Raw genomic sequence first — 25,614 nt, 5'->3', positions numbered from 1 at the left:
TAGGTTCTAGTCGGGCAGGCGCTGAGCCTGCCACACAATATTGGGCTCATGGATCAGCCGAGCAGCAGCAGGGCCAGGATCAGGGCGGCGCCCATCCCCATGGAGGCTGCGTACCAGCGCAACTTGCCGGAGACGGTCCAGGCCAGCAGCTGATGCCCCCCCTGGGCCAGCACGGCGGGCAGGTTCATCATCCTGTCCAGCGGATCCTTGCCGAGCAGGCGAGTCGCCAGCAGGTAGGGCTTGACCCAAATCAGGTCATAAAGCCAGTCAAAGCCCCAGGCATTGAACCAGAGTGTGCTGAGCGCGCGGCCGGCGGCACTCTCGGCGATCCCTTTCGCCAGGCGACGTTCGCCGAGGAAGAGGAAGGCGGCCAGCGCAATGCCTGCCACGGCGATGACGCCGGAGAGGATCTCGAGGCCATGGCGTCCCTCTTCGATGTGATCCCCCGGGCCGGCCGGCAGCACTCCTGCCAGCGGCGGCACGATGAGGGCGCCGACTCCGGTGGAGAGCACCAGCAGCACCAGCAGTGGCAGATGGTGGGCAAGGCCGTGACCTTTGTGCGCCTGGGTCTGCTCCTTGCCGTGGAAGGCGATGAAGATGAGGCGGAAGGTGTAGAGGGAGGTGAGGAAGGCACCACCCAGACCGGCCCACAGCAGGGCGCTCTGGCCGCTGGCCTGCACCTGCCAGAGGATGGCGTCTTTACTGTAGAAACCGGCGGTCACCAGTGGCAGCGCGGCCAGGGCCGAGCCCCCCACCAGGAAGCAGGCATAGACCAGCGGCAGGCGATGCCGCAGACCTCCCATCTTGAAGATGTTCTGTTCGTGATGGGTCGCATTGATCACGGCCCCGGCAGAGAGGAACAAGAGCGCCTTGAAGAAGGCGTGGGTCATCAGGTGGAAGATGGCCCCCTCCCAGGCACCGACCCCCAGGGCCAGGAACATGTAGCCTATCTGGCTCATGGTGGAGTAGGCCAGGATCCGCTTGATGTCGGTCTGCACCAGGGCGGCAAAACCGGCCAGCACCAGGGTGATGGCACCGACCAGCGCCACCAGATGGAGGATCTCGGGAGCCAGCAGGAAGAGGCCGTGGGTGCGGGCGATGAGGTAGACACCGGCGGTCACCATGGTGGCGGCGTGGATCAGTGCCGAGACCGGGGTCGGGCCCGCCATGGCGTCCGCCAGCCAGGTCTGCAGGGGCAGCTGGGCGGATTTGCCGACCGCGCCGCCGAGCAGCATCAGGCAGGCAAACGACAGGGCAGGGGAGCCGTCGGCAAGCATCGCAGGGGCTCGCACCAGCAGCTCGTGAATGTTGAGGGTGCCGAGCTCGCGGTAGAGCACGAAGAGCCCGATGGCGAGGAAGACGTCGCCGACCCGGGTCACCACGAACGCCTTGAGGGCGGCGGCGCCGTTGTTGCGATCCTTGTAGTAGAAGCCGATCAGCAGGTAGCTGCACAGCCCCACCCCTTCCCAGCCCAGGTAGACGAACAGCAGGTCATCGGCCAGCACCAGGAACAGCATGCTGGCGATGAAGAGGTTGGTGTAGGTGAAGAAGCGCGAATACCCCTCTTCCCCGCGCATGTACCAGGAGGCGAACAGGTGGATGAAGAAGCCCACCCCAGTCACGACCCCCAGCATGGTCAGCGACAGCCCGTCCAGGGAGAGACGGAAGGCGGGCTGGAACTCGCCCACCGTCATCCACTGCCACAGGGTCTGGGTATAGACGCCGCCTTCCGGCATGGTATTGAGAAAATCGATGCCGACCCACAGGGTAGTGAGGGCCGAGAGACCGATGCTGCCGACACCGATGAGCGCCGAGGTGCGCTCGCCGAGGCGGCCGAGGGAGAAGGCCAGCAGCAGCCATCCCAGCAGCGGGAACAGGAAAGTCAGATATAGGAGGCTCATCCGCGCATCTCGCTCACAGTGTCCACGTTCAGGGTGTGGTAACGACGATAGAGCAGCAGTAACAGGGCGAGGCCGATACTGGCCTCCGCTGCCGCCAGAGAAATCACCAGTATGTACATGATCTGGCCGTCGGCCTGGGCCCAGCGGCTACCCGCCACCACGAACGCCAGGGCGGACGCGTTCATCATGATTTCGATACTCATGAGGATAAACAACAGGTTGCGGCGTATCAGCAGGCCGCACAGGCCGATGGCAAACAAAATGGCCGCCAGCAGGAGGCCGTGCTCCATGGGAATTCCACTCATCGCCATGCTCCTTGTGCTTGCTGGATGGAAAGGGGGCGGGCTGCCGGCAGCAGGCCATGCCTCACCACGGGGATGTCGCTCATTGCTGACCTCCTTCCTGTGTGGTGCGAGGCACGGAGAGCACTTCCCCGCTCTTGTCCTCGCGGCCCAGGTGATAGGCGGTGACCAGACCCGCCAGCAGCAGGATGGAGGCGAGCTCCACCGCCAGCACATAGGGGCCGAACAGGGCGATACCGACTTCCTTGGCGCTGACCTCGGTCAGACCCAGTTCACCGCCGGTCACGCCGAGAATGCCGTGGGCCAGAAAGCCCAGCAAAATGAGGGAGAGCAGGGCCGGGCCACCCCAGGTCATGGGGGTGAGCCACTTCTTCTCCTGATCCTGGGCGCTCCCCAGGTTCAGCATCATCACCACGAATACGAACAGCACCATGATGGCGCCGGCGTAGACGATCACCTGCAGGGCCCCCGCAAAGGCGGCGCCCAGGCAGAAGAAGATCATGGCCACGGCGATGAGGGAGATGATGAGATTGAGCAGCGCATGCATGGGGTTGCTGGTGCTGATCACCCGCAGCGTGCTGTAAACGGCGACCAGGGCCGCGGCATAGAATGCCAGTTCCATGATTGACTCCTAGGGCAGCAGGCTCTTGACATCGATGGGCTTGGCTTCGTTCTCGGCATCCCCTTTGGGTTTGCCGTCGATGGCCATCCCGCTCATGCGGTAGAAGTTGTAGTCCGGGTATTTGCCGGGGCCGCTTATCAGCAGATCTTCCTTCTCGTACACCAGATCCTGGCGACGATACTCCCCCATCTCGAAATCCGGCGTCAGCTGGATGGCGGTGGTGGGGCAGGCCTCTTCGCACAGGCCGCAGAAGATGCAACGGGAGAAGTTGATGCGAAAGAACTCCGGGTACCAGCGGCCATCTTCCCGCTCCGACTTCTGCAAGGAGATGCAACCGACCGGGCAGGCGACCGCACACAGGTTGCACGCCACGCAGCGTTCGTCGCCGTCAGGATCCCGGGTCAGTACGATGCGACCGCGAAAACGGGGGGCGGCGTAGACCGGCTGCTCCGGGTAGCTCAGGGTTTCACGGGGACGCCAGGCATGGGAGAAGACCATCCCAAGACTGCGCAATTGGGTGCCAACACCCTTGATAATGCTCGTAATTTTCATAGGTGCCTCACTGCACATTTATCAGCACTGGCGTCTGGGCGTTTCCTTGCCGCAGACGGCCGAATCATCGTCATGTCCATCTCGTTTTGCTCACGCATTCATCAGCACCACGGCAGCGGTGACCAGCATGTTGAGCAGGGTCAGGGGCAGGCACACTTTCCAGCCAAAGGACATCACCTGGTCGAAGCGCGGGCGGGGCAGGGAGGCCCGCAGCAGGATGAAGAACACCATGAAACAGGCGGTCTTCAGGGCGAACCAGATGAAGGGCGGCAGCCAGGGGCCGTGCCAGCCACCGAAGAAGAGGGTCACGATGAGGGAAGAGATCAGCACGATGCCGATGTACTCCCCCACGAAGAAGAGACCCCACTTCATGCCCGCGTACTCGATGTGATAGCCGTCGGCGAGCTCCTGCTCGGCCTCCGGCTGGTCAAACGGGTGGCGGTGGGTGACGGCGACCCCGGCAAACAGGAAGGTGACGAAGCCCAGGATCTGGGGGATCACGTTCCACATGCCGGCCTGGGCCTCGACGATGTCACGCAGGTTGAAGCTGCCGGTCTGGATGACGATGCCCATGAGCGAGAGGCCAAGGAACACCTCGTAGGAGAGGGTCTGGGCCGAGGCGCGCAGGCTGCCGAGCAGGGAGTACTTGTTGTTGCTCGACCAGCCGGCGAACAGCACGGCATAGACCGCCAGCCCGGCGATCGCCAGGATATAGAGCAGCCCCACGTTGAGATCCGCCACGCCCCAGGTGGGGGTGATGGGTACCACCGCAAACGCCAGGATGAAGGCGGTGAAGGCGATGATGGGGGCCAGCACGAAGATCCGGCGATCCGCAAAGGGCGGGATCCAGTCCTCCTTGAAGAACATCTTGACCATGTCGGCCGCCAGTTGCAGCAGGCCGAAGGGGCCAACCCGGTTGGGGCCGTAACGGTCCTGCCACAGTGCTAGCAGGCGGCGCTCGATGAAGCTCATGAAGGCGCCGGCCCCCACGATCCCCACGAGCACAACCAGGGCCTTGCCGACCTCGATCAGCAGATCCATCAGAGAGTCGCTCATGCGATGACCTCCTGCAGGTTATCGATCAGGGCGTGGTGCAGGGCGGTCGGCAGGCCGTTCACCCCGAGTGGCAACCCTGCCAGGCCCGGAGCCAGCGCATCGCTCAGGCGAAGACGCAGGCGCCAGTGGTTGCCACCCCAGGAGAAGGCCACCAGTGCGTCAGGGGACAGAGCCAGGCGCGCGGCATCCGCCGGGTTCAGTACCAGGGTGGGTTCCCCCATGCGAGCCTGGATGACCGGGCTTCTGGCGGAGAGCTCCTCGCCCCCGAACAGCTGGTCATAGCTCACCACCTGGAGGGATGCGGTGGGCTGGAAGGGGGCCGGGATGGCACCAAACCAGCCCAGGTTGCCTTCGCCCGGCTCCAGCAGGCGGCGACCGGGATCCCCGGCACGCAGGTTGCCGCCCACCTCGTCCTGGAACTTGTTCCAGGCGGAGGGGGAGTTCCAGCCCGGTGCCCAGGCAAACGGTACCTGGGAGAGGGGCTGGCGGGCACCGGCGTAGCCTTCCATGGAGAAGGCGAACGGCGAATCGGGATCCTGGGCGACTCTGGGCTCGCTCACGTTCTGGTTCGCCAGCATGGAGGTGCGACCACTGTAGCGGTGCGGCTCCCGGGCGAGCTTCATGCCGCGAATGCGCAGGCCGACGTTGGGTGCAGCTTCACCCATGGTGGTGAGCAGCGGGGCGTTGGCGGCGCAATCGCGACTCACATCGTCGAAGGTGCTCCAGCGAACCGAACGCGGTTGCTGGCTCCCTTGCAGGGCATCCAGCCAGCGCCAGCTTTCGCGCACCTGGATATCGGCGTTGTAGAAGGCGGGAGCATAGACCTGGAAGAAGCGCTGGGCGCGGCCTTCCATGTTCACCAGGGTGCCATCGCCTTCGGCAAAACTGGCGGCAGGCAGCACCAGATCCGCCTTCTTCGCGGTGGCCGTCTCCTGATGGTCGATGACCAGCAGGTGTTGCAGGCGATCCAGGGCGGCGTCCACTCGGCTGCGTGGGGCTCGGCGGTAGAGGTCGTTCTCAAGAACGACCAGGGCAAGCCTCTCTTCCCCTTCCATGCGCTCGAGGGCTGCCTCCAGCGGGGCGGCATGCCGGGCCAGCATGGCCAGTCCCAGGCTGTTGGCTTCCTGAGCCACCAGGGCAAGCTCCGCGGCCTGGCCACGGCCCTTGAGGGCGCGGGCGATGTTGCTGGCCGCTTCGATCAGCGCCTCGTTGCGGGCACCATTGCCTGCGATGATGAGGGGCTTTTTGGCGTTGCCAAGCAGATCGGCCCATTGGGCGGCGAGGGCCCGCTGTTCGGGGGAGAGATCCGTTGGTGCCGGTGCACTGGCGTCCAGCAGGTGGGCGATGGCAAACCCGAGGCGCGCCTGATCCGCGTGGGGGGCGTGCAGGGTGCTGCTCGCCACGTCATCCAGGCGGGTGGCATCCAGACTGGTGATGAGCAAGGGGTAGCGCTGGTTCTGGGCCAGGGTCTGCACGGCGGCGACCTGCCAGAGATCCACCTTCAGCTTGCGGGCAATTTCGCGCCCCTTGCCTTTCACTGCCTGGCGCAGGGCCAGGGCGATGCGGGCGGCGGTCTGGGTGACATCTTCCCCGAGCACCAGCACGGCGTCGGCTTCTTCCATGTCGCGCAGGCTGGGAGTGCGCACACCGCCGTGCTCCAGAATGTCCAGCATCTTCTGCAGGCATTCCCATTCGCTCTGCTCGACCCCGGAGTAGAAGTTGGCGGCCCCCACCAGTTCGCGCAGGGCGAAGTTGCTCTCCAAGGAGGCGCGGGGTGAGCCGATGCCGATGACGCCGCTGGCGGTGCGCAGCGCATCCGCGGCCCGGTTCAGGGCACCATCCACCGTGATGGCCAGCTTGTCACTGCCATCCTGCAGCAGGGGCTGGCGCGGGCGGTCGGTCAGATTGACGTGACCGTAGCCGAAGCGGCCGCGATCGCAGAGGAAATAGTGGTTCAGGGCACCGTGGAAACGGTTCTCGATGCGGCGCAGCTCGCCGTAGCGCTCACCCGGGCTGATGTTGCAGCCGACCGAGCACCCCTGGCAGATGCTGGGGGCGAACTGCATGTCCCACTTGCGGTTGTAACGCTCGGAGTGGGTCTTGTCGGTGAAGACGCCGGTGGGACAGACCTCCACCAGGTTGCCGGAGAATTCGCTCTCCAGAGTGCCATCTTCGACCCGGCCGAAGTAGACGTTGTCGTGGGCGCCATAGACCCCGAGATCCTCGCCACCGGCGTAATCCTTGTAATAGCGCACGCAGCGGTAGCAGGCGATGCAGCGGTTCATCTCGTGGTTGATGAAGGGGCCCAGATCCTGATTCTGGTGGGTGCGCTTGGTGAAACGGTAGCGGCGGCTGTTGTGGCCCGTCATCACCGTCATGTCCTGCAGGTGGCAGGCGCCACCCTCTTCGCACACCGGGCAGTCGTGGGGATGGTTGGTCATCTGCCACTCCACCACCGTCTTGCGAAACTCCTTCGCCTCTTCATCCTCGATGGAGATATAGGTGCCATCGGTGGAGGGGGTCATGCAGGACATGACCAGGCGGCCGCGCTTGTCGTCGGCATTCTGATACTGTTTGACCGCGCACTGGCGGCAGGCACCGACGCTACCCAGCGCCGGGTGCCAGCAAAAATAGGGGACGTCCAGACCCAGCGACAGACAGGCTTGCAGCAGGTTGTCTGCCCCGTCTACCTCGTACTCTTTACCGTCTACATGAATGGTTGCCATACAACTTCCCTGAAACCTGTTTTATGAAATCGGCTATTGCCCGATGCGTCCTGGCGCTTACCAGCGCTCGCCCAGCAGGTTGGGCTGGATACCCTTGAACAGCTTGTGATTGTCATGGGGGGCCTTGACCCCGGCCTCGAACTCGGACCGGAAATACTTCATCGCACTGCCAAGGGGCTCGACGGCGCCGGGGGCATGGGCACAGAAGGTCTTGCCCGGGCCCAGGAAACTGACGAGCTGTTCCAGGGTCGCGAGATCCTCGGGTTGGCCCTCGCCCCGCTCCAGCGCCCGCAGGATCTTGACGCTCCAGGGCAGGCCGTCGCGGCAGGGAGTGCACCAGCCGCAGGATTCGCGGGCAAAGAACTCCTCCATGTTGCGCAGCAGTGAGACCATGTTGATGCTGTCATCCACCGCCATGGCAAGGCCCGTACCCATGCGGGTGCCCACCTTGCCGATGCCGCCAGCGTACATCTGGGCATCCAGGTGCTCGGGCAGCAGGAAGCCGGTGCCGGCGCCGCCCGGTTGCCAGGTTTTCAGGCGATAGCCGGGCTTCATGCCGCCTGCGTACTCCTCGAACAGCTCGCGGGCGGTGATGCCAAAGGGCAGCTCCCACAGGCCGGGATTGTTGACCTTGCCGGAAAAGCCCATCAGCTTGGTGCCGTGATCTTCCGAACCCGGCAGTGCCAGCCCCTGATACCAGGCCACACCGTTGCCGATGATGGCGGGGACGTTGCACAGGGTTTCGACGTTGTTGACGCAGGTCGGCTTGCCCCAGACGCCGGAGACGGCGGGGAAGGGGGGTTTGGCCCGCGGGTTGGCGCGCCGTCCTTCCAGGGAGTTGATGAGGGCCGTCTCTTCGCCGCAGATGTAGCGACCTGCGCCGGTGTGGACGAACAGCTCGAAGTCAAAGCCCGAGCCCAGGATGTTCTTGCCAAGGAGCCCCGCGGCCTTGGCCTCTTCCACGGCGCGGCGCAGGTGGATGGCGGCATCCACGTACTCGCCGCGCAGGAAGATGTAGCCGCGATAGGCCTTGAGAGCCCGGGCACTGATGATCATCCCCTCGATCAGCAGGTGGGGCAGCTGCTCCATCAGCATGCGGTCTTTGTAGGTATTGGGTTCCATCTCGTCGGCGTTGCAGAGCAGGTAACGGATGTTCATGCTCTCGTCTTTGGGCATCAGGCCCCACTTCACGCCGGTGGAGAAACCGGCGCCGCCGCGTCCCTTGAGGCCGGCGTCCTTGACGGTGCTGACGATGTCATCCGGGCTCATCTGGCCAAGGGCCTTGCGGGCGGCCTCATAGCCCTGTTTTGCCTGATACTCCTCGAGCCACACCGGCTGGCCATCGTCCCGCAGGCGCCAGGTGAGAGGGTGAGTCTCGGCGGTGCGGGGGATGCGATTGGCGGTGCCGAGGGAGGCAAGCGTCTTGCCTGGCTGAATGCTCATGGGTAAGCCTCCAGGGTTTTCAGCAGGCTGACGGCATCGAGTCCGCCATAGGTATCGTCATCGATCATGATGGCCGGCCCCTTGTCGCAGTTGCCGAGGCAGCAGACGGGCAGCAGGGTGAAGCGGCCATCCGGGGAGGTCTGACCGGGGGCCAGATTGACGACCTCTTTCAGACCGGCAAGCAACTGCTCGTGGCCGTTGATGTAGCAGACCATGCTGTCGCAGACGCGGATGATGTGACGACCCACCGGCTGGCGGAAGATCTGGCTGTAGAAGGTGGCGACCCCTTCCACGTCGCTGGCGGGGATGCCGAGCTCGGCGCCGATGGCGTGAATGGCGCCGTCAGGTACCCAGCCACGGGCCTGTTGCACTATCTTGAGCGCTTCGATGCTGGCTGCACGGGGATCTTCGTAGTGGTGTTTCTCGTGTTCGATGGCATCGCGCTCAGCCTGGCTCAGGACGAAATCTCCCTGCTGGCTGCTGCATGCCCCTTGCCCTTGTGGGGTCTGGTTATTGTGACACTGACATTGGCTCATGACTTGACCTTTTGTGGCTTGTCCCTTTACTGCGCGTCTTGCCCTTCGCCCCGGCAGCCGGGGCGAGAGGACTCAACGATCCACATCTGACATAACGAAATCGATACTGCCCAGGTAGACGATAAGATCCGACACCATCTGGCCGCGGATCACCGAGGGGATCTGCTGCAGGTGGGCGAAACTCGGGGTGCGGATCCGCGTCCGGTAGCTCATGGTGGATCCGTCGCTGGTCAGGTAATAGCTATTGACCCCCTTGGTCGCCTCTATCATCTGGAAGGACTCGGCGGCCGGCATGACAGGCCCCCAGGAGACTTGCAGGAAGTGGGTGATCAGGGTTTCGATGTCCTGCAGGGTGCGCTCTTTGGGCGGTGGCGTGGTGAGCGGGTGATCCGCCTTGAAGGGGCCCTCAGGCATATTTTTCATGCACTGCTCGATAATCGACAGGCTCTGGCGGATCTCCTCGATGCGTACGGTGGCGCGGTCGTAGGCGTCCCCGTTGCTGCCCACCGGCACCTCGAACTCGAACTGATCGTAACCGGAATAGGGGCGCCATTTGCGCACGTCAAAGTTGAGCCCCGTGGCCCGCAGACCGCCCCCCGTGGTGCCCCAGGCCAGGGCCTGGGCCGTGTTGTAGGCGGCGACGCCGATGGTGCGGCCCCGCAGTATGCTGTTGCGCATGGCCGCCTTTTCATACTCCATCAACCGCTTGGGCAGCCAGCTCAACAGGTTGTCCTGGATGAGGCGGGTCCAGCCGGCAGGCAGATCGTGGGCCACGCCGCCGATACGGAACCAGGCCGGGTGCATGCGGGCTCCGGTGATGGCCTCGATGATGGTGTAGATCTTCTGGCGGTCCGTGAAGGTGAAGAAGACCGGGGTCATGGCCCCCACGTCCTGAATGTAGGTGCCAAGGAACAGCAGGTGGCTCTGGATGCGGAACAGCTCCGCCATCATCACCCGGATCATGTCGACCCGCGCCGGCACCTTGATACCGGCCAGCTTCTCGACCGCCAGCACATAGGGCAGGTTGTTCATCACGCCGCCCAGGTATTCGACCCGGTCGGTGTAGGGGATGTAGCTGTGCCAGGACTGGCGCTCGCCCATCTTCTCGGCGCCGCGGTGGTGATAGCCGATGTCGGGCACGCAGTCGCGGATCTCTTCCCCGTCGAGTTGCAGCACCAGGCGGAAGGCGCCGTGGGCGGAGGGGTGGTTCGGCCCGAGGTTCAGGAACATGTAGTCCTCGTTCTCGTTGCCGCGGGCCATGCCCCACTCTTCCGGCTTGAACAGCAGGTTGTCCTGCTCCTGATCCTGCTTGACCGCATCGAGCATGAAGGGATCAAACTCGGTGGCGCGCGCCGGGTAGTCCTTGCGCAAGGGGTGCCCTTGCCAGCTCTTGGGCATCATGATGCGGGTCAGATGGGGGTGGCCATCGAAGGTGATCCCCATCAGATCCCACACTTCCCGCTCGTACCAGTTGGCGTTGGGGAAGTGGCGGCTGACGGTGGGCAGATGGAGATCGCTCTCCTTGAGCGCCACTTTCAGCATCACGTCGGCGTTACGGTCGATGGAGATGAGGTGATAGAAGACGGTAAAGTCGCTCTCCGGCAGGCCGTGGCGATGGCTGCGCATCCGTTCGTCGGTGGCGCTGAGATCGAACAGCATCACGAAGGGGGAGGGCAGCTTTTGCAAGAAGCCCATCACGTCCAGCAGCAGATCCCGGGAGAGCCAGATGACCGGCACGCCGGTACGGGTGCTCTGCACGGTGAAGCGCTCGGCACCGAAGTGGGCGAACAGCTCGCCGACCACCTGGGCATCGGCGTGATCGGCAGTTTGCCACTGGGCCATGGTGTAATTGCTTGGGAATTCTCGAGTCAGTTTCATGATCAGATCTCATCCGGCGTGCGCAGGTTGGTCACGTTGATCCGCTCGCCGCGCTTGCGTTCCTTCTCGGATTGCATCTGGGGACGGTAGATCCCCTGATCCCCCACCACCCAGGAGAGGGGACGGCGTTCCTTGCCGATGGACTCCTGCAGCAGCATCAGGGCTTGCAGGAAGGCCTCGGGGCGGGGCGGGCAGCCCGGAATGTAGACATCGACCGGCAGGAACTTGTCCACCCCCTGTACCACGGAGTAGATGTCATACATGCCGCCGGAGTTGGCGCAGGCCCCCATGGAGATGACCCACTTGGGCTCGAGCAACTGCTCATAGAGCCGCTGGATGACAGGGGCCATCTTGATGAAGGGGGTGCCGGCAATCACCATGAAGTCGGCCTGACGGGGGGAGGCTCGTATGACCTCAGCGCCGAAGCGAGCCACGTCGTGGGGAGAGGTGAAGGCGGTACACATCTCCACGTAGCAGCAGGAGATGCCGAAGTTGTAGGGCCAGAGGGAGTTCTTGCGGCCCCAGTTGACGGTGTCTTGCAGCACCTCTTCGAGGCGCCCGATCATGATGCCGCGGGTCGCTTGCTGTGCCAGTGGATCATCGACGGTCTGGCGCTGTTCCTGGGGGTAGCGCTCAACGGGCGCATCCGGGTCAATCCGGGTCAGGGTGTACTTCATGGTGCAACCTCAAAGAGATAATCGGTAGTTCAGTCTGGTTTCTTGTCAGTCAGGACACGCTTTTTCGGGGCCCAGTCGAGGGCACCAATGCGCCACAGGTAGAGGAGGCCTACCAGCAGCAGGGTGATGAAGATGGTGGCTTCGATGAAGCCGACCCAGCCGCTCTCCCGAACGGAGACGGACCAGGCAAAGAGATAGAGGGCTTCGACATCGAAGATGACGAAGAACATGGCGACCAGGTAGAACTTGGCGGAGAAGCGCAGGCGGGCGTTGCCGACGGAATCCACCCCGGATTCGAAGGGTTTGTTCTTGGCACGGCCATAGGCGCGTCCCCCCAGCAAGGCCGCCAGGCCTATCATGGTCAAGCAGATACAGATGGCGCCAATGACATAGACAGCAAAAGCCCAGTGCTGGACGGCAATATCAGCAAACATATAGGTTTTTCCCTAACCAAATTAATCATGTGACTTAACAATGATGTTACGTAGTATGCCACTTTCGTACTGATTTACATGTCATTTCAAAGGATTAATTATTAATCAACGGGATGAAAATTGTGTTTTGCTAGCGGGGTCAACTTTCTCGTTTGAGAATTGTTTTCAATCGTTTTTATGTAGCAGAAAAAAACCGGATAGTTTGAAAATCCGGGGGATGGCAGGAAACAAAAGACCCCGCATGGCGGGGTCTGTTTCAGGGTTGGAGAACGGGGAGGCTCTGCTCTGCCGCCTTGCCCTGGGAGAGCACGATCTCCACCCGGCGGTTGGCCTGGCGGTGAGCCGGGGTATCGTTTGGATAACGGGGTTGGGTATCCGCCACCCCCTGGGCGATCAGCCGTCGTGAATCCAGCTTGGGGTTGGTCAGCAGGGTGTGGGTGATGGTGGCCGCCCGCAGCACCGACAGCTCCCAGTTGTTGCGATAGAGCTCCACCGGCGCCTGGGAGTTGTCGGTGTGACCGGTGACCACCACCATGCCGGGGATGTCCGCCAGCACGTCCGAGACCTTGTTGACCAGCGGAATGAACTGGGGCTGCAAGAAGGCGGAGTCGGCGGGGAACAAGGTCTTTTCGCCGATGCGGATGACCAGTTGGCTGCCAAGCTGCTCCACCTCGATCTCTTTGGACTCGATTTGGCTCTTGAGCTGCTGATCCAGCTTCTGCTTGGTGACTGTGACCCAATCCTGCTCCTTGGTCTTGTGGGGCCAGGACTCCGTGGCCGTAGGTTTCTCCGAGGAGCCGATGGTCTCGTTGAAAGGGTCGGCCGCCGCTGCGGGCGTCTGGGTATCCAGCACCTGCTCTTTCTGGGAGGTATTGGGGGTGGTCTTGGACTCGGGTTCCAGTATGCCTGTGCCCCCCTGCATCACGGGGGAGCCGGCGGGAAGGGAAACCAGCCCTATCTTGCCAAGAGATTCGATAAAGCCCTGAATGAGCACGCGAGTCTCCGACTGCTTGGCCATGGCGAAGGAGTAGAGCACCACGAACAGGGCGAACAGCAGTGTCATGAAGTCGGCGTAGGAGACCAGCCAGCGTTCGTGGTTCTCCGGCGCCTCAGCCTTTTTCTTTTTCGCCACTGTGGCCTCCGAGGTAAGGCTCAAGGGTCACTTGCAGCCGTTGCTGTGACTCGCCGTCCACGATGCAGAGGATGCCGGTGAGGGTCATCTCCTTGTAGTGGCGGATCTGGTGGGCAAACGACTTGTAGCGGTTGCCGAAGGGCAGGAAGATGAGGTTGGCGGCCGACACCCCGTAGATGGTGGCGATAAAGGCCACCGCGATGGCGCCCCCCAGCTTGTCGGGGGCATCAAGCAGGCCCATGGCGTGAATGAGGCCAAATACGGCCCCGACGATCCCCATGGTCGGGCAGTAGCCCCCCATGGCCTCGTAGAATTTGACGGTCTGTTCGATATCTTCCTGCTCGAACTCGATCTCGTTTTCCAGTACCTCGTGGATTTTGGTCTTCTCGTAGCCATCGACCATCATCTGTACCCCTTTTTGCAGGAAGGGATCCTTGATGTCGTCGATCATGCCCTCCAGTGCCAGCATGCCACTGCGCCGTGCATTGCCCGCCAGGGTTTCAAGCAGTTGGGCCTGCTCCAGCATGTCGAGGCGCAGGGGAGTGATGAGCCACTTGAAGCGCTTAAGGGTTTTACCAACCACGGAGAAGGGAAACTGGGTCAGTGCGGCACCGACGGTACCGCCGATCACGATGAGAAAGGCGGGCAGATCGAGCAGGGCGCTGGGGTGCCCCCCTTCTATCATGTTGCCACCCAGAATGGCTGCCAGGGCCAGCAGCAAGCCAATAAGACTCATTTGTCCATATCCCTATGCGATGTGTGAGGCTAGTGTAGCCATTTAACTATCAGTTTTTCAAAACGATATCCAATCGGTGAGCAATATCCGAGAGGTTGCGCAGACCCGGTAGTGTCCGGTGGCATCGGCCTGTGCCGCTTGATCTGTAGAGCAGGTTGACGGTGCCGGCATGGCAGGACGAGGCAGTTATCCAGGTGATATCACAATATACTGTGCTATCCGTGAGAGGATGTTGGTTATTTATATCGCAATATTCTCTTTTTTTTGGTGTAGTAAGCTATCAACGAGAGAGGGCTGGCTGCCCTCGGGGCATCTCCCCTGTCGGCAGAGATCAGAGAGGCGGAAGGGATGGGATTGGCTGGGCGGCACTCGGCCAGGTATCGCGGCAAACCGTTTTTTCTGGCCCCGCCGATGACGGGTTTCTCCTGCCAGGGGGTTGGCAGACACCTTGAAGCAAAAAACCGACCCTGAGGTCGGTTCTTCAATCTGTACGCTGGGTCGGGATTGACTCGCGCCATCCCTGGCGCTCGCCCTGCGGGCGGCCTCTGGCCGTCCAGTCGGGCTATCCTGCCCGCCTGTCGAACAGTGTTCTAACCGAGCCGCCCATCATCGGATAAAGTAAAAGGCCCCGTCTTGCGACGGGGCCTTTTACTTTATTTGGCGGTGAGGGAGGGATTCGAACCCTCGATACGTTGCCGTATACACACTTTCCAGGCGTGCTCCTTCAGCCACTCGGACACCTCACCAAATTTTGGTCTGTGATTTAACGTGTTCAGCCAACACGGTGTTCGCTGCGCCGTTGCGCTGGAACGGGGCGTAATTTAGGGGAAAGGGCTGCCTGGGTCAACCACTTTTCCCCTTATTTTTCATAATCTTTATCGAGTGCCTATCCCTTGAACAGAATGCCGGTTTTTTAATCCCGTTCAAGGCTTGTCGAGAATGATCAGGCTGTCAGGCAGCTCGTTCTGATCCCGGGTGGCGGGGAAGGCGTCGGTCAGAATGGCGCTGGTGCGCTCCACGCACTCCAGGAACCCCTGCTCGACCTCCTTGTTGCGTACCCGAACCACGAAGTCGTCGATGATCTGCTGCCACTGGGTGTTGTCGATGTGCTGGGCGATCCCGTCGTCTACCAGGATCTCCACATAGTGCTCCGCCACCGAGACGAAGATGAGCACCCCGAGCCGGTCCCGGGTGCGGTGAAGTCCCTGCTCGACAAACTGCAGGCGGGCCATCAGGGCGGCCCGGTGACGGCGTACCTTGTTGGGAATGAGCCGCATCTTGATGGGTGTCCAGTGGAACAGCAGGCTCAGCAGCAACCAGACCGACCACTGCACCAGCAGGATCTCGTACCAGCCAAGCCAGAAGCCGAGCTGGAAGACCAGCAGGGGGGTGAGCATGGCCAGCAGGGCGGCCCACAGGGTCGGGATATAGCGATAGCCATCGCTGGCCGGGGCCAGCACGGTGACCAGTTCGGCATCCGTGGCCTGCTCGGCCTGTCGAACCCTGGCCTGCAAGGTGTGGAAAAACTGTTTCGAAATCATCTTGTTGTCTCTTTTTCCCTGATTACCAACCGCCAGATGCACCGCCGCCGCCAAAGCTGCCGCCGCCACCACTGAAACCGCCACCACCATCGCCAGTGCGGCCGCCAAAGGAGCCGGCACCGAATCCACCGGCCATGTAGGCGGCCCGGCGACGTCCTCCCGGCCCACCGCCGCCACCGCGCAGGTTGTGCAGCACGATCATCGCAATCACCACCAGGATGAAGAGCCAGGGACCTCCCTGCTTGTCGGCGTTACTGGTGTTGTCCACGGGCTGATATTCCCCGGCCAGGGCCTGCATGATGCCCTGGCTGCCGGCGAGGATGCCGGCCACCATGTCACCGCGCTTGAAGGCGGGCAGGATCCGGGTCTGGATGATGTTGGCGGCGATGGCGTCGGGCAGGGCACCTTCCAGGCCATAACCCACCTCGATGCGCACCTTGCGCTCGTCCTGGGCGATGATCAGCAGCACGCCGTTGTTCTTGCCTTTTTGGCCGATGCCCCAGTGGCGACCGAGCTGGTAGCCGTACTCTTCGATGGTATCCCCCGCCAGCGTGTCGATGGAGACCACCACCAGCTGGACGCCGCTGCGCTTCTCGAAGACGGCCAGTTGCTGTGCGAGCTGGTGGGCCTGCTTGCGGGACATCAGATTGGCCTCGTCCACCACCCGCCCGGTCAGGGCCGGGAAATCGGGGGCGGCATGCAGCGCCGTGGCACAGAGCAGCAGACAGAGCGCCAGCCAGCGTCTCATCACGTTCATTGGAAGCTGACCTTGGGCGCCTCATCGGCACCGGGTTTGGCGCTGAAGGTGGGTTTGGCTTCCAGATCGGAGTAGAGCAGCTTGGACCAGATGACCCCGGGGAAGGTACGGATCTCGGTATTGAACTGGCGTACTGCTTCGATGTAATCCCGTCTGGCCACCGCGATGCGATTCTCGGTGCCTTCCAGCTGGGCTTGCAGGGTCAGGAACTGCTGATCTGCCTTCAGATCCGGGTAGCGCTCGACCACCACCATCAGCCGGGAGAGGGCGCTGGAGAGCTGCTCCTGCGCCGCCTCGAACGCCTTGAGCTGGGAGGGGTCACTCACCTGCACGCTGCCGACTCGGGCACGGGCATCGGTGACCGCCTTGAGGGTCTCCTGCTCGTGGCTGGCGTACCCCTTGACGGTGGCCACCAGGTTGGGAATGAGATCGGCCCTGCGCTGGTACTGGTTCTCGACCTGTCCCCAGCTCGCCTTGACCTGCTCATCCAGGGTCGGAATGGTGTTCATGCCGCAGCCGGTCAAACCCAGCAGCAGGGTCAGGGTCAGCAGGGCACGGGTACCACGCTGCCAGAGTGAAGTGGCCATCTTGTTGTTCTCCATTGATATTTCTCTCGGAAATAGGTTCACCATAACAGCTTGTGGTCAGCCCTCACAACGCCTGGGTAAGAGGGGGGCGCGGTAGCTCATCGACACCTTGGGCAGCTGGGGTTTGTCCTTGAGCCAGGAGGCCAGCTCCTCCCCACAGCCATTGCCGGGGGGAATGGGAGCCTGGGGCTGGCAGTCCGGACTGTTTGCCGGGCAGCGCAGGCGCACGTGAAAGTGGCTGAAGTGGCCGACCCAGGGGCGCAGCTTGCCGACCCAGGCTTCACCGGGTGCCTGTTTGCACACCTCGGCTTTGATGACGGGGTTGACGAAGATACGCGCCACCTCGGGGCGATCGGCCGCAAGGCGCAGCAGATTGAGCTGCCTGGGGCCGAATCGGCCGGGCAGCATCCGGTAGCTGGGTTCATCGATCAGCGCCCACTCCCTGGGGGCATCCTGCTCCCAGCGGCTGATGGGCCTGTCAGCCATCCTGAACCAGATGTCGGCATCCAGGCCGGTCTGGTGGCTGCGATGACCTGAGGTAAAGGGCCCCCCATGCATCATGGCGAGGTCGGCGATATAGAGATCCGGCATGCCGGCCAGTCTGGTCTGGTTGGCCAGATGCTGCAGGTAATGGATGAGGTCGGGGTGACCGTAATAGCGCAGCCGTTTGGTGCGGATCACCTGATAACCTGGGCCTTCGAGGGGCAGGGCCACGGCATTTTTCAGGCAGCCGGCGGAGTAGCCGCCGATGGCCTCGGCATAGAGTGTGCTCGCGGACAAGAGCAGGGCGGTGGCGAACATGGGACTCCCGGGATGGCGCCCAGTGCGGGCTCAGACAGCCCCAAGCATACCAAGAGTGGCGGCTGGCCGTCATCCGTGTCGCGGTGGCGGTTGCATCGCGGCGCGTCGCTCGCGCACAATGCGCGGCAACGCAGCGACGGCAAGGCCGTTCGCATCACAGAAGGAGAAGAGAAGATGAGAGTCAGTGAGCTGGCAGCGCAAGAGAACGTGCGCTGGCTGATGCCCCCGGCCCGGCGGTTTTACGGGGTGATGATCTGCCTGTTGCTGGCGAGTCTCGCCACTGTGGTGGCCGCCCTCTGGCTGGGATATCCCGACATGGGCCTGCTGCCCTGGGTCGGGGTGGTCTTTGGCGGTATCGTGCTGGTGATGATGGTGTTGCCGCGCAACTGGCAGCGCTGGCGTCTGGCGGAGCTTGCCTGGGATGAACGCCATCTCTATCTGCTCAATGGTGGCGAAGACCGGGCCTTGGCCCTGCCCAGAGCTGTGCTGGTGGGCTTGGAGCGGGATCGCAAGGTGGGACACGATGGCCAGTGGCTCGATTTCAGCCTGGATCTCGGGCTGGATGAGGTGACCCTGGCGACGGCCACCAGCCTGCTCGGGTTGTCCCGGGAAGGGACTCACGAAGTGGCCCCCGGGGTCTATCGATTCGGGTTCAAACGTGCCTGGCATGGGCGTCGTGCCCTCGGCACATTGCTGGCCGAGCTGCACCCGGCCTGACTATTTTCTCGACAATTCATCCCAATGCTCAGATACTGCCTCTGATTCGATTTGATCTTTCCTGCTCCGATAGCCCAAGAGATCAAGGACTTGGGATACGAAGCTGGAAGTGCCATGGCATGATGCCGTGGCTGGTCCGGCAGGGGGGTTGTGCCCTTACTCCCAGGTCGGTGGATGCATAGATAAGGCACCTTGAATCGAGAGTGGATGGCATGAAGATTTACGTAGGTAATCTGTCGTACCGGATGACGGCCGACGAACTGACAACCGTGTTCAGCCAATTTGGGCAGGTAGACAAGGTCGATATCATCATCGACCGCGATACCGGTCAGTCCAAGGGGTTTGGTTTCATTGAAATGCCGGTCAATGGTGAGGCCGAGAAGGCCATCGCCGAGTTGCACGGCACCGAGGTCGGCGGCCGCACCATCACGGTCAATCAGGCCAAACCGAAGACGGATGCACCCCGTGGTCGCCCCCAGCGCCATCGTTGAATCGTCTCGATAACGGAAAACGGCATGGAATCCTCCATGCCGTTTTTGTTTTCAGGGTCTGGTGCAGACTCAGGGAACGTCATAACCCAGAGCGGCCTTGCGGATGCGGAACCACTGCTGGCGAGTGAGCTCAATGGACTCGGCTGCCACGGCGGCGGCGATCCGCTCCCGTTTGCCGGAGCCGATGAGGGGCAGCGGCTGACTCGGCAGCATCATCACCCAGGCGTAGACCACCTGCTCCAGACAGTCGGCGCCCACCTCCTGGCGGATCTGCTCGAGTTCCGCCCGCAGCGGGGCATAGTCGGGGGCATGGAACAGCCGCCCGCCGCCAAGGCAGGACCAGGCCATGGGCTTGATGCGCAGTTGCTGGCATTGATCCAGGGCACCATCCAGCGTCCCCTCCTGATGGAGCGGGGAGATCTCCAGCTGGTTGGTGACCAGGGGGAAGGGCAGGCGGGATTGCAGCAGGGCGAACTGGTGGGGCGTGAAGTTGGAGACCCCGGCGTGCTTGATCTTGCCTGTCTGCTTGAGGGTGATGAAGGCGTCGGCCACCTCGTCGGCGTTCATCAAGGGGTCGGGGCGATGGATCAGCAACAGATCCAGATGATCGGTGCCGAGCTTTTGCAAGGAGGCTTCGGCACTGGCGACGATGTGTCCCTTGCCGGTGTTGTAGTGATTCAGGGCGTGGGCCGGATTGGCGGTGAGGGCGATGCCGCACTTGCTGACGATCTCCATGCGATCGCGCAGGGAGGGCTCCAGGCGCAGGGCATGGCCGAAGGCCTCCTCGCACTGGTAGCCACCGTAGATGTCGGCGTGATCGATGGTGGTGACCCCGAGATCAAGGTGATATTTCATCAGGTCCAGCAGGGCGGCGGGGGAGAGCTGCCACTCCATCAGGCGCCAGTAGCCCATGATGAGGCGGGAAAAGGTGGGGCCTTGCTCATGCAGGGCCAGACGGGATACGGACATGGTGACTCCTCTGGAGATAAAAATGCGAAAAGAAAGGGGCAAAATCATGTGCCAGCATCTTGGTCTCTTCCGGCGGACAAGGCAATAATGCCCCCTTCGCGAATTCGAACTATGGTTCTGACTCCGACGGGTCAAGATCCCGGTGTCAGTGAGAGGAGAAGGGGTGATGGAAGGATTTGCCGCCAGGCTGCAAAGCCTGATCGGGGAGGGGAGTGTGAGCGCCTTTGCCCGCAAGGTGGGGTTGAGTGAAGCCCTGATCCGCAAGTATCTGAAAGGGGCCGAGCCCGGCCTTGGCAAGGCGAACCAGATTGCCATGGGGGCCAACTGCTCGCTGGAGTGGCTCGCCACCGGTTGCGGGTATCTCTATCGTCAGGCCGAGGTGGTGGACAGGGACGCGCTGGCGGCGGCGGGGGCGCTGGTGCAGGAGACCCGTCCGGGAAAGCCCATGCCGGACGAGGAGCAACTGGTGACCCTGCTCGCCTATTACCAGTTCCTGCGCAGCCACAAGCAGGCGGACGGTTTTCTGGACCTGGCCCGGGCGCGGGAGTTTGGGCGCCATCTGGCCGAGGCCTGAGCCTGACGGTGGCTCCCGGCAGTCCGCCATTCTTCTGATACCCTCTAAGCAGTGATCAAATCCAAGGACACGCAGATGAGCTATCTGATCCTGGGCAGTGGCGGGTTGGGCAGTGCGCTGGCACGGGAGCTGGCCAGACGGGGCGAAGAGTGGTTGCTGGCGGGCAGGCAACTGCCCAGGGGGCTGGCTCCCGCCTGCTACTTTCCGCTGCAGGAGGTGGACTCGCTCTCTTTTGAGGCCCTCTTCACCCTCTATGACAGCACCACCCTGCCGACGGTGGTGATCAACACTATAGGCCTGCTCCATGATCTTGCCCACATGCCGGAGCGGCGGGTGGAGGAGGTGACCCCCCAATGGCTCGAAGAGAGTCTGCTGGCCAATGCCTGGCCCCACCTGGCCCTTGGTGCCAATCTGAGCCGGCGCATGATGCCCCAGAGCACGCTCTGGCTCTGCACCCTTTCGGATCGGGCGGGAAGCCTGGTGGAGGGGGGCCAGGAGGCCATGTGCCACTACAGCTACCGCATGAGCAAGGCCGCCCTCAACATGGGGTCCCGGATCCTGGCGGGTGAGTGGGCCGGACGTTTTCCCGGCGCCGGTGTCATCACCGTGCATCCCGGCCTCATGAATACCCCCATGCAGCAACCTTTTCTTCAGGAGATGGATCCCGCCCTGCTGCAGGATCCCGCCGAGGTCGCCGTCCGCCTGCTGGATCTGATGGCCACACTGACGCCCGCGCACTCGGGCCGTTTCGTGGATCTGCAGGGTCAGTCGCTGCCCTGGTGAGCCGCCGGGCTCACATTCCCGCTTGCCGTTTCTTGCCAGCCGGGTGTCGGCTGGTTAATGTCATCGTCCTGCATCAGGAGGATGACATGCGCTATATCGATTTACGAAGTGATACCGTGACCCAACCCACGGAAGCCATGCGCCAGAGCATGCTGCATGCCGAGGTGGGAGACGATGTCTATGGGGAAGATCCCAGCATCAATGCGCTGGAGCGCCGCGGCGCCGAACTGCTTGGCAAGGAGGCGGCCCTGTTCGTGCCCTCCGGCACCATGTCCAACCTGCTGGCCATGATGAGTCACTGCCACCGTGGGGAAGGGGCCGTGCTGGGGGCGGCCTCCCACATTTATCGCTACGAGGCCCAGGGCTCTGCCGTGCTGGGCTCGGTGGCCCTGCAATCGGTCCCCATGCAGGCGGACGGCACCCTGGCCATCGAGGATGTGCGGGGGGCCATCGCTCCCGATGATCCCCATTTCGTCCAGACGCGCCTCGTCTGCCTGGAAAATACCCATAACGGCAAGGTGCTGCCATTGACCTACCTGCGCGCCATGCGCGAATTCGTCGACGAGAAGGGGTTGAAGCTGCACCTGGACGGGGCTCGCCTCTTCAATGCGGTGGTGGCGAGCGGGGAGCCGGTGGCCGCCATCGCGGCGCCTTTTGACAGCATCTCTGTCTGCCTCTCCAAGGGACTGGGGGCGCCGGTGGGTTCCCTGCTGGTGGGATCGGCTGTGTTCATCGCACGCGCCCGACGGCTGCGCAAGATGCTGGGGGGCGGCATGCGCCAGGGAGGGATCCTGGCCCAGGCCGCCCTGTTCGCGCTGGATCAGCACGTTGCCCGGCTGGCGGATGATCATCGCCGCGCCAGGCGTCTGGCAGAGGGGCTGGCCGCGTTGCCAGGCATCGTACTCAACTTGGGGGAGGTGCAGACCAACATGGTATTTCTGCGCCTGACCCAGGGAGATCCCGTCACCTTGCTGGGTTTCATGAAGGAGCGCGGTATTCTCTTCTCCGGCTACGGGGAACTCAGGCTGGTGACCCACCTGCAGATCACCGACGATGACATCGACGAGGTGATCGACGCCTTCACCGAGTATCTGAGTGGCTGACGCCATTCCCCATCGCAACAACAAGGGCGCCATCGGGCGCCCTTGTTGTCATGGCAGGGTCGGTCATCCCTGGCGCTGGCCGGTGATCAGCATGGCCTCGTCGGTGGCGTCATAGATCATGATGGCCAGGTGGGTGACCTCTCCGGCGAAGTCGGCCAGCGGCACCAGGGTCAGGTTCTGGTACATGTAGGGGGCTGATCCCGTGATGGGGCGGTAGTTGGAGAAGCGCAACAGGTAGGGGCGCTGCTCCCAGGTGCTGAAGGCACGGTTGTTGAGCTTGAACACCATGTTGGCCTTGCGCTCGAACCAGGCCTTGTCCACATCGGGGAAGAGCGAGAACAGCCCTTGATCGCGCACCTCGCCTGCCAGCCGGCCGCTGTGACTCTCCATGAAGCCGTTCCACACCTGGATCCGGTACTCCCTGTCGAGCACGACCAGCCCCACGTCCAGATTCTGGACGATGTTCATCAGCCAATGAAATTCCCGAATGTCCATGGTCACTCCTGGTGGTTGCTGCCGCGGTGCGGTCACAGCATGTGCATGATCTTGTTGTTCATGGTGGCGATGGAATCTTCGGTAAACAGCAGCAAGAGATCGCACTGCACCGCATAGCCCTGCACCCGATAGTTGATCTCGATGGCCAGAGTGCGGCGCCAGCGGCTCTGGTTGGTCCGAATGAGATCCTGAATAGGCCTGTGCTGGCCCAGCACCACGGGGTGACCCTGGCTAAAAGGGGTGTCGAGCTGGTTGGCGTAGCCGCGCAGGAAGGCACCGATCAGCACGTTGGCGGTGTCCATCAGCAGTTCCAGCTCGGCGCCGTGATCCAGCTCCCCCTGATGGTTCATCAGGCGGGCCAGGTCCTGGAAGCTGGCATCGTGGAACAGCAGCAGGGCCTCCCCGGCGATCCCGGCCCCGATGAAGCCCTGACAGACCGCAGAGAGCGTCTCCGACTCGGCGGCGGCCGAAAGCGCCATGTGCAGCTCGGAGACCTCCAGCACGTTGACGTTGGGGATGGGGAGCAGCACGAAGGCGCCGAGCAGGCGGGCCAGCAGATCCGCCCCCTGGCCCATGGCGACGTTGGCCAGCTCCTGATAGACATCCCGCAGCTCGGGGGTGAACTGGATGCTGCTCTGGGCAGCCTGGTGGCTGGCGACGGGCTGGGGCTGGATGGCCGTCACCTGGGTGGTCGATTGCCACAGACCGTGGCGCTTGAGCAGGGCAAGGAGGGTGTCCGGGGAGGCCGGCTTCTTGATGAAATCGAGGGCGCCAAGGGCCATGACACGCTCATGGGCTTCCGGCTGGATGTCGCCGGAGACCACGATCACTTTGCTGCGCACCCCCTCTCGCTTGAGGGTCTCGAGCACGCCATATCCGTCCATCTCCGGCATGGTGAGATCGAGAAAGATCAGGTCCCCGTGCCCCATCAGGATCTGCTCGACCCCTTCCAGTCCGTCCGCGGCCTGGTGCAAGGTGACACCCCAATCGGCGGGCAGGGCGCGCACCAGCTGTTTGCGCGCGAACCCGGAGTCATCACATATCAATACATTCATAGTGTTAGCCGACCTGTGCAACGAGGATTGCGCTAAGTGTGGGTCATCAGCCGTCAGATGCAACGGGCAGCGGCTGCGCCGGTGAAAATTGATCGTTCTGCTGACGGGTGCGATAGCGCTCGGAATGTTTCTCGACGAAATCGGCGAACATCTTAACACGCAACGGGGTGAACCGGGGCTGGCAATGGAGCATGTAGAAGGGACGTTTTCCCGACTGCCAGTCCGGCAGGACGGGGACGAGCTGACCATCTTGCAGGAAGGGGTGCACATAGTGCTGCGGGGCGTTGACGATGCCGAGGTGGCGCTGGGCTGCCCGTACGGCGGCCTGGGTCTGGTCGATGCAAAGGCGGGGTGTGCGCTTGATGCAGACCGTCTGTTCGTCCCGCCCGCTCAGTTGCCAGTGCTGGTGGGGCCAGCAGTAGATGAGATCGTGCTCTTCCAGCTGGGTCGGGTGGGAGGGCACACCCATCTTCTCCAGATAGAGGGGGGAGGCGAACAGACCGTACTGGATGTGGCCCAGACAGAGGGCGTTGGGCAGGGTCTGGGGAAGCTCGCCGTTGAAAAAGACCAGGTCCCTGTCCTGATCCGCCTGGAGGGCATGATCGTTGGACTGGCGGATGTCGAACTGTACCCCGGGATAGCGCAGGCCGAAGTCCGCCAGCATGTCGACCAGGATGGTGTTGGACAGGGCGATGGGGGCCGCGAGGCGGATGAGGCCGCTGATGTCCGTCTCCTCACCCCGGATTTCGCCGGTGGCCTGCTCTATTTCCGCCAGGGGGGTACAGAGGCGCTCGTAATAGCGCAACCCTTCGTCGGTGAGACGCAGCTTGCGGGTGGATCTGTGCAGCAGGCTGCATCCGAGCTGCTCTTCCAGTTGGGAGATACGTCGACTGATGGTGCCGGTCGGCATGCCCAGCGCAGCGGCGGCGTGGGAGAAACCGCCCTCTTGCACCACCTTGACGAACAGATAGAACTCTTCGATGTACTTCATAGCGGTTTTAGGGGGTGTTCTGACTGTAACAAGCCAGTGACCTTATGAAGAGTCACCGGGCTTGGCAAGCGCAATCCGGCGTTTAATTGATCTGGATTAGATTCGACTCGCGCTGGTATTGCTGGAGCAGATGGACGAAATCTTCCGGGGATCTGTCCAGGCTGTTGTCGGGCACCAGCAGATCGTACCCCAGCAGATCTCGCAGCCGTGCCATGCGGTTGCCGAGCATGGCGATCACCCCCTCATAGCGCTGGCCGGAGGGTGAGCAGAAGCGGCTCTCCTCCAGCAGTCCCTCTCCCAGGAGCCCACTGCCGCACCCTCCGGTCGGGCAGTCGGGGCGCTCGCTTCGCATGGCCTGCATCAGCACGGCGCGCTGCTCGGTCAGCAGACGGACGGCGAGCCGGGGTGTGATCAGCGTCAAAAAAGCGTCGTAATCCTTTATTTTCAAACCGATGTAGGGCAGTTCCACCAGATCCCACCCCAAATGGATACGTGGTTGGTCAATTCGCTGAATATTTCTCCATTTCAGGATCCAGCCGCCGTACTTGTGATGGTATTGCAGGCAGTCCTGACACAAAGAGAGACTAAAATGAGGCTCACCCAGTTTCCAAACCCCGACAAGAATTGTCATCAGGCCCGCCAGGAGGAGGGAAATGGCGGGGATTAGTAGTTGTTCACGAAGAAAAAAAAGTATAAAAATCATAGCAATGGTTATCACCATGCCCAACAATACCAGTGTGAGTCCATTTCTTCGT

Annotated in this window: 27 protein-coding genes and 1 tRNA gene; 5 read left to right on the top strand and 23 right to left on the bottom strand. The window is 62.6% G+C overall.

The genetic code is table 11. The features are described 5' to 3' along the window. Positions 1 to 53 precede the first annotated feature (53 nt). From nuoL to mepA, 18 genes are all read right to left on the bottom strand, one after another. A complete protein-coding gene (gene nuoL, locus BGO64_RS18080; protein ID WP_286701127.1) occupies positions 54 to 1,901 on the bottom strand; it encodes an NADH-quinone oxidoreductase subunit L in 1,848 nt (615 codons plus the stop codon). Continuing rightward, a complete protein-coding gene (gene nuoK / locus BGO64_RS18075; protein ID WP_010675036.1) occupies positions 1,898 to 2,206 on the bottom strand; it encodes an NADH-quinone oxidoreductase subunit NuoK in 309 nt (102 codons plus the stop codon). The genes nuoL and nuoK overlap by 4 nt, the downstream gene beginning before the upstream one ends. A gap of 79 nt (positions 2,207 to 2,285) precedes the next feature. After that, entirely contained in the window at positions 2,286 to 2,825 is a 540-nt protein-coding gene (gene nuoJ / locus BGO64_RS18070) for an NADH-quinone oxidoreductase subunit J (protein WP_010675035.1), read from the bottom strand. A 9-nt stretch (positions 2,826 to 2,834) separates the two neighbouring features. Next, positions 2,835 to 3,377 (bottom strand): NADH-quinone oxidoreductase subunit NuoI, encoded by a 543-nt coding sequence (nuoI, locus tag BGO64_RS18065; protein ID WP_010675034.1) that lies wholly within the window; start codon positions 3,375 to 3,377, stop codon positions 2,835 to 2,837. Positions 3,378 to 3,467: 90 nt separating this feature from the next. Then, entirely contained in the window at positions 3,468 to 4,433 is a 966-nt protein-coding gene (gene nuoH / locus BGO64_RS18060; protein WP_010675033.1) for an NADH-quinone oxidoreductase subunit NuoH, read from the bottom strand. Beyond that, the gene (nuoG, locus tag BGO64_RS18055; protein WP_286701126.1) at positions 4,430 to 7,159 is read right to left on the bottom strand and encodes an NADH-quinone oxidoreductase subunit NuoG; all 2,730 of its coding nucleotides are present in this window, start codon (positions 7,157 to 7,159) and stop codon (positions 4,430 to 4,432) included. The genes nuoH and nuoG overlap by 4 nt, the downstream gene beginning before the upstream one ends. 57 nt (positions 7,160 to 7,216) lie before the next feature. Next, a complete protein-coding gene (gene nuoF / locus BGO64_RS18050) occupies positions 7,217 to 8,602 on the bottom strand; it encodes an NADH-quinone oxidoreductase subunit NuoF (protein ID WP_041211564.1) in 1,386 nt (461 codons plus the stop codon). Next, the gene (gene nuoE, locus BGO64_RS18045) at positions 8,599 to 9,138 is read right to left on the bottom strand and encodes an NADH-quinone oxidoreductase subunit NuoE (protein ID WP_010675030.1); all 540 of its coding nucleotides are present in this window, start codon (positions 9,136 to 9,138) and stop codon (positions 8,599 to 8,601) included. Before nuoE ends, nuoF begins: the two co-directional genes overlap by 4 nt. Positions 9,139 to 9,210: 72 nt before the next feature. Then, the gene (gene nuoC / locus BGO64_RS18040; protein WP_041211563.1) at positions 9,211 to 11,016 is read right to left on the bottom strand and encodes an NADH-quinone oxidoreductase subunit C/D; all 1,806 of its coding nucleotides are present in this window, start codon (positions 11,014 to 11,016) and stop codon (positions 9,211 to 9,213) included. Between the two features lie 2 nt (positions 11,017 to 11,018). Beyond that, on the bottom strand, positions 11,019 to 11,693 hold the full coding sequence (locus tag BGO64_RS18035; protein WP_010675028.1) for a NuoB/complex I 20 kDa subunit family protein: 675 nt from the start codon (positions 11,691 to 11,693) through the stop codon (positions 11,019 to 11,021). A 29-nt stretch (positions 11,694 to 11,722) separates the two neighbouring features. Beyond that, positions 11,723 to 12,127 (bottom strand): NADH-quinone oxidoreductase subunit A, encoded by a 405-nt coding sequence (locus BGO64_RS18030; RefSeq protein WP_039038710.1) that lies wholly within the window; start codon positions 12,125 to 12,127, stop codon positions 11,723 to 11,725. Positions 12,128 to 12,383: 256 nt separating this feature from the next. Then, positions 12,384 to 13,259 (bottom strand): flagellar motor protein MotB, encoded by an 876-nt coding sequence (locus BGO64_RS18025; protein ID WP_010675026.1) that lies wholly within the window; start codon positions 13,257 to 13,259, stop codon positions 12,384 to 12,386. After that, positions 13,237 to 13,995: a flagellar motor protein gene (locus tag BGO64_RS18020; RefSeq protein ID WP_039038709.1), complete on the bottom strand. Its 759-nt coding sequence runs from the start codon at positions 13,993 to 13,995 to the stop codon at positions 13,237 to 13,239. Before BGO64_RS18020 ends, BGO64_RS18025 begins: the two co-directional genes overlap by 23 nt. Before the next feature lie 658 nt (positions 13,996 to 14,653). Next, positions 14,654 to 14,741, bottom strand: a tRNA-Ser gene (locus tag BGO64_RS18015). A gap of 177 nt (positions 14,742 to 14,918) precedes the next feature. Next, a complete protein-coding gene (locus BGO64_RS18010; RefSeq protein ID WP_010675024.1) occupies positions 14,919 to 15,536 on the bottom strand; it encodes a TPM domain-containing protein in 618 nt (205 codons plus the stop codon). A 22-nt stretch (positions 15,537 to 15,558) separates the two neighbouring features. Next, positions 15,559 to 16,293, bottom strand: coding sequence for a TPM domain-containing protein (locus tag BGO64_RS18005; RefSeq protein WP_286701125.1), 735 nt, complete (start codon positions 16,291 to 16,293; stop codon positions 15,559 to 15,561). Next, the gene (locus BGO64_RS18000) at positions 16,290 to 16,895 is read right to left on the bottom strand and encodes a LemA family protein (protein WP_010675022.1); all 606 of its coding nucleotides are present in this window, start codon (positions 16,893 to 16,895) and stop codon (positions 16,290 to 16,292) included. The genes BGO64_RS18005 and BGO64_RS18000 overlap by 4 nt, the downstream gene beginning before the upstream one ends. Positions 16,896 to 16,937: 42 nt before the next feature. Continuing rightward, positions 16,938 to 17,681 (bottom strand): penicillin-insensitive murein endopeptidase, encoded by a 744-nt coding sequence (gene mepA / locus BGO64_RS17995; protein WP_041215028.1) that lies wholly within the window; start codon positions 17,679 to 17,681, stop codon positions 16,938 to 16,940. Positions 17,682 to 17,855: 174 nt separating this feature from the next. On the opposite strand from mepA, the gene BGO64_RS17990 reads away from it, so the two are divergent. Both BGO64_RS17990 and rbp read left to right on the top strand, forming a co-directional pair. Then, positions 17,856 to 18,398, top strand: coding sequence for a hypothetical protein (locus tag BGO64_RS17990; protein WP_202043558.1), 543 nt, complete (start codon positions 17,856 to 17,858; stop codon positions 18,396 to 18,398). A gap of 212 nt (positions 18,399 to 18,610) precedes the next feature. Further along, positions 18,611 to 18,889, top strand: a complete 279-nt coding sequence (gene rbp / locus BGO64_RS17985; RefSeq protein WP_029314670.1) for an RNA-binding regulator — start codon at positions 18,611 to 18,613, stop codon at positions 18,887 to 18,889. 69 nt (positions 18,890 to 18,958) lie between these two features. On the opposite strand, the gene BGO64_RS17980 is transcribed toward rbp, so the two are convergent. Beyond that, entirely contained in the window at positions 18,959 to 19,858 is a 900-nt protein-coding gene (locus tag BGO64_RS17980; protein WP_286701124.1) for an aldo/keto reductase, read from the bottom strand. Between the two features lie 166 nt (positions 19,859 to 20,024). Here BGO64_RS17980 and BGO64_RS17975 point away from each other — a divergent pair, with 166 nt between their 5' ends. The 3 genes from BGO64_RS17975 to ltaE all read left to right on the top strand — a co-directional run bounded on the left by BGO64_RS17975 (position 20,025) and on the right by ltaE (position 22,318). Then, on the top strand, positions 20,025 to 20,432 hold the full coding sequence (locus tag BGO64_RS17975) for a transcriptional regulator (RefSeq protein WP_039038703.1): 408 nt from the start codon (positions 20,025 to 20,027) through the stop codon (positions 20,430 to 20,432). A gap of 75 nt (positions 20,433 to 20,507) precedes the next feature. Then, the gene (locus BGO64_RS17970; RefSeq protein WP_286701123.1) at positions 20,508 to 21,215 is read left to right on the top strand and encodes a Rossmann-fold NAD(P)-binding domain-containing protein; all 708 of its coding nucleotides are present in this window, start codon (positions 20,508 to 20,510) and stop codon (positions 21,213 to 21,215) included. 86 nt (positions 21,216 to 21,301) lie between these two features. After that, on the top strand, positions 21,302 to 22,318 hold the full coding sequence (gene ltaE / locus BGO64_RS17965) for a low-specificity L-threonine aldolase (RefSeq protein WP_286701122.1): 1,017 nt from the start codon (positions 21,302 to 21,304) through the stop codon (positions 22,316 to 22,318). 63 nt (positions 22,319 to 22,381) lie between these two features. Here the strand turns inward: ltaE and BGO64_RS17960 are convergent, their stop codons facing one another. The 4 genes from BGO64_RS17960 to BGO64_RS17945 form a co-directional block, all read right to left on the bottom strand. Next, positions 22,382 to 22,813 carry a PAS domain-containing protein gene (locus BGO64_RS17960; RefSeq protein ID WP_039038700.1) on the bottom strand — a complete coding sequence of 144 codons (432 nt, stop codon included), beginning with the start codon at positions 22,811 to 22,813 and terminating at the stop codon, positions 22,382 to 22,384. 32 nt (positions 22,814 to 22,845) lie between these two features. Continuing rightward, positions 22,846 to 23,868, bottom strand: coding sequence for a response regulator (locus BGO64_RS17955; protein WP_213319225.1), 1,023 nt, complete (start codon positions 23,866 to 23,868; stop codon positions 22,846 to 22,848). A gap of 46 nt (positions 23,869 to 23,914) precedes the next feature. Next, on the bottom strand, positions 23,915 to 24,859 hold the full coding sequence (locus BGO64_RS17950; RefSeq protein WP_039038698.1) for a LysR family transcriptional regulator: 945 nt from the start codon (positions 24,857 to 24,859) through the stop codon (positions 23,915 to 23,917). Positions 24,860 to 24,941: 82 nt separating this feature from the next. After that, on the bottom strand, positions 24,942 to 25,490 hold the full coding sequence (locus BGO64_RS17945) for a DUF2982 domain-containing protein (protein ID WP_234918149.1): 549 nt from the start codon (positions 25,488 to 25,490) through the stop codon (positions 24,942 to 24,944). Positions 25,491 to 25,614: the final 124 nt, after the last annotated feature.

Source organism: Aeromonas sp. 62-46 (genome assembly GCF_001898585.1).
Classification (GTDB): Bacteria; Pseudomonadota; Gammaproteobacteria; order Enterobacterales; family Aeromonadaceae; genus Aeromonas; species Aeromonas caviae.
The sequence above is the reverse complement of the archived record's forward strand: the minus strand, read 5'-3'. Positions and strand labels throughout refer to the sequence as shown.

What these genes read in the sequence shown, in the direction of transcription:
- nuoL (WP_286701127.1), bottom strand. Translation starts at nt 1,901, where the DNA reads ATGAGCCTCCTATATCTGACTTTCCTGTTCCCGCTGCTGGGATGGCTG.
- nuoK (WP_010675036.1), bottom strand. Translation starts at nt 2,206, where the DNA reads ATGAGTGGAATTCCCATGGAGCACGGCCTCCTGCTGGCGGCCATTTTG.
- nuoJ (WP_010675035.1), bottom strand. Translation starts at nt 2,825, where the DNA reads ATGGAACTGGCATTCTATGCCGCGGCCCTGGTCGCCGTTTACAGCACG.
- nuoI (WP_010675034.1), bottom strand. Translation starts at nt 3,377, where the DNA reads ATGAAAATTACGAGCATTATCAAGGGTGTTGGCACCCAATTGCGCAGT.
- nuoH (WP_010675033.1), bottom strand. Translation starts at nt 4,433, where the DNA reads ATGAGCGACTCTCTGATGGATCTGCTGATCGAGGTCGGCAAGGCCCTG.
- nuoG (WP_286701126.1), bottom strand. Translation starts at nt 7,159, where the DNA reads ATGGCAACCATTCATGTAGACGGTAAAGAGTACGAGGTAGACGGGGCA.
- nuoF (WP_041211564.1), bottom strand. Translation starts at nt 8,602, where the DNA reads ATGAGCATTCAGCCAGGCAAGACGCTTGCCTCCCTCGGCACCGCCAAT.
- nuoE (WP_010675030.1), bottom strand. Translation starts at nt 9,138, where the DNA reads ATGAGCCAATGTCAGTGTCACAATAACCAGACCCCACAAGGGCAAGGG.
- nuoC (WP_041211563.1), bottom strand. Translation starts at nt 11,016, where the DNA reads ATGAAACTGACTCGAGAATTCCCAAGCAATTACACCATGGCCCAGTGG.
- BGO64_RS18035 (WP_010675028.1), bottom strand. Translation starts at nt 11,693, where the DNA reads ATGAAGTACACCCTGACCCGGATTGACCCGGATGCGCCCGTTGAGCGC.
- BGO64_RS18030 (WP_039038710.1), bottom strand. Translation starts at nt 12,127, where the DNA reads ATGTTTGCTGATATTGCCGTCCAGCACTGGGCTTTTGCTGTCTATGTC.
- BGO64_RS18020 (WP_039038709.1), bottom strand. Translation starts at nt 13,995, where the DNA reads ATGAGTCTTATTGGCTTGCTGCTGGCCCTGGCAGCCATTCTGGGTGGC.
- BGO64_RS18010 (WP_010675024.1), bottom strand. Translation starts at nt 15,536, where the DNA reads ATGATTTCGAAACAGTTTTTCCACACCTTGCAGGCCAGGGTTCGACAG.
- BGO64_RS18005 (WP_286701125.1), bottom strand. Translation starts at nt 16,293, where the DNA reads ATGAACGTGATGAGACGCTGGCTGGCGCTCTGTCTGCTGCTCTGTGCC.
- BGO64_RS18000 (WP_010675022.1), bottom strand. Translation starts at nt 16,895, where the DNA reads ATGGAGAACAACAAGATGGCCACTTCACTCTGGCAGCGTGGTACCCGT.
- mepA (WP_041215028.1), bottom strand. Translation starts at nt 17,681, where the DNA reads ATGTTCGCCACCGCCCTGCTCTTGTCCGCGAGCACACTCTATGCCGAG.
- BGO64_RS17990 (WP_202043558.1), top strand. Translation starts at nt 17,856, where the DNA reads ATGAGAGTCAGTGAGCTGGCAGCGCAAGAGAACGTGCGCTGGCTGATG.
- rbp (WP_029314670.1), top strand. Translation starts at nt 18,611, where the DNA reads ATGAAGATTTACGTAGGTAATCTGTCGTACCGGATGACGGCCGACGAA.
- BGO64_RS17980 (WP_286701124.1), bottom strand. Translation starts at nt 19,858, where the DNA reads ATGTCCGTATCCCGTCTGGCCCTGCATGAGCAAGGCCCCACCTTTTCC.
- BGO64_RS17975 (WP_039038703.1), top strand. Translation starts at nt 20,025, where the DNA reads ATGGAAGGATTTGCCGCCAGGCTGCAAAGCCTGATCGGGGAGGGGAGT.
- BGO64_RS17970 (WP_286701123.1), top strand. Translation starts at nt 20,508, where the DNA reads ATGAGCTATCTGATCCTGGGCAGTGGCGGGTTGGGCAGTGCGCTGGCA.
- ltaE (WP_286701122.1), top strand. Translation starts at nt 21,302, where the DNA reads ATGCGCTATATCGATTTACGAAGTGATACCGTGACCCAACCCACGGAA.
- BGO64_RS17960 (WP_039038700.1), bottom strand. Translation starts at nt 22,813, where the DNA reads ATGGACATTCGGGAATTTCATTGGCTGATGAACATCGTCCAGAATCTG.
- BGO64_RS17955 (WP_213319225.1), bottom strand. Translation starts at nt 23,868, where the DNA reads ATGAATGTATTGATATGTGATGACTCCGGGTTCGCGCGCAAACAGCTG.
- BGO64_RS17950 (WP_039038698.1), bottom strand. Translation starts at nt 24,859, where the DNA reads ATGAAGTACATCGAAGAGTTCTATCTGTTCGTCAAGGTGGTGCAAGAG.
- BGO64_RS17945 (WP_234918149.1), bottom strand. Translation starts at nt 25,490, where the DNA reads ATGACAATTCTTGTCGGGGTTTGGAAACTGGGTGAGCCTCATTTTAGT.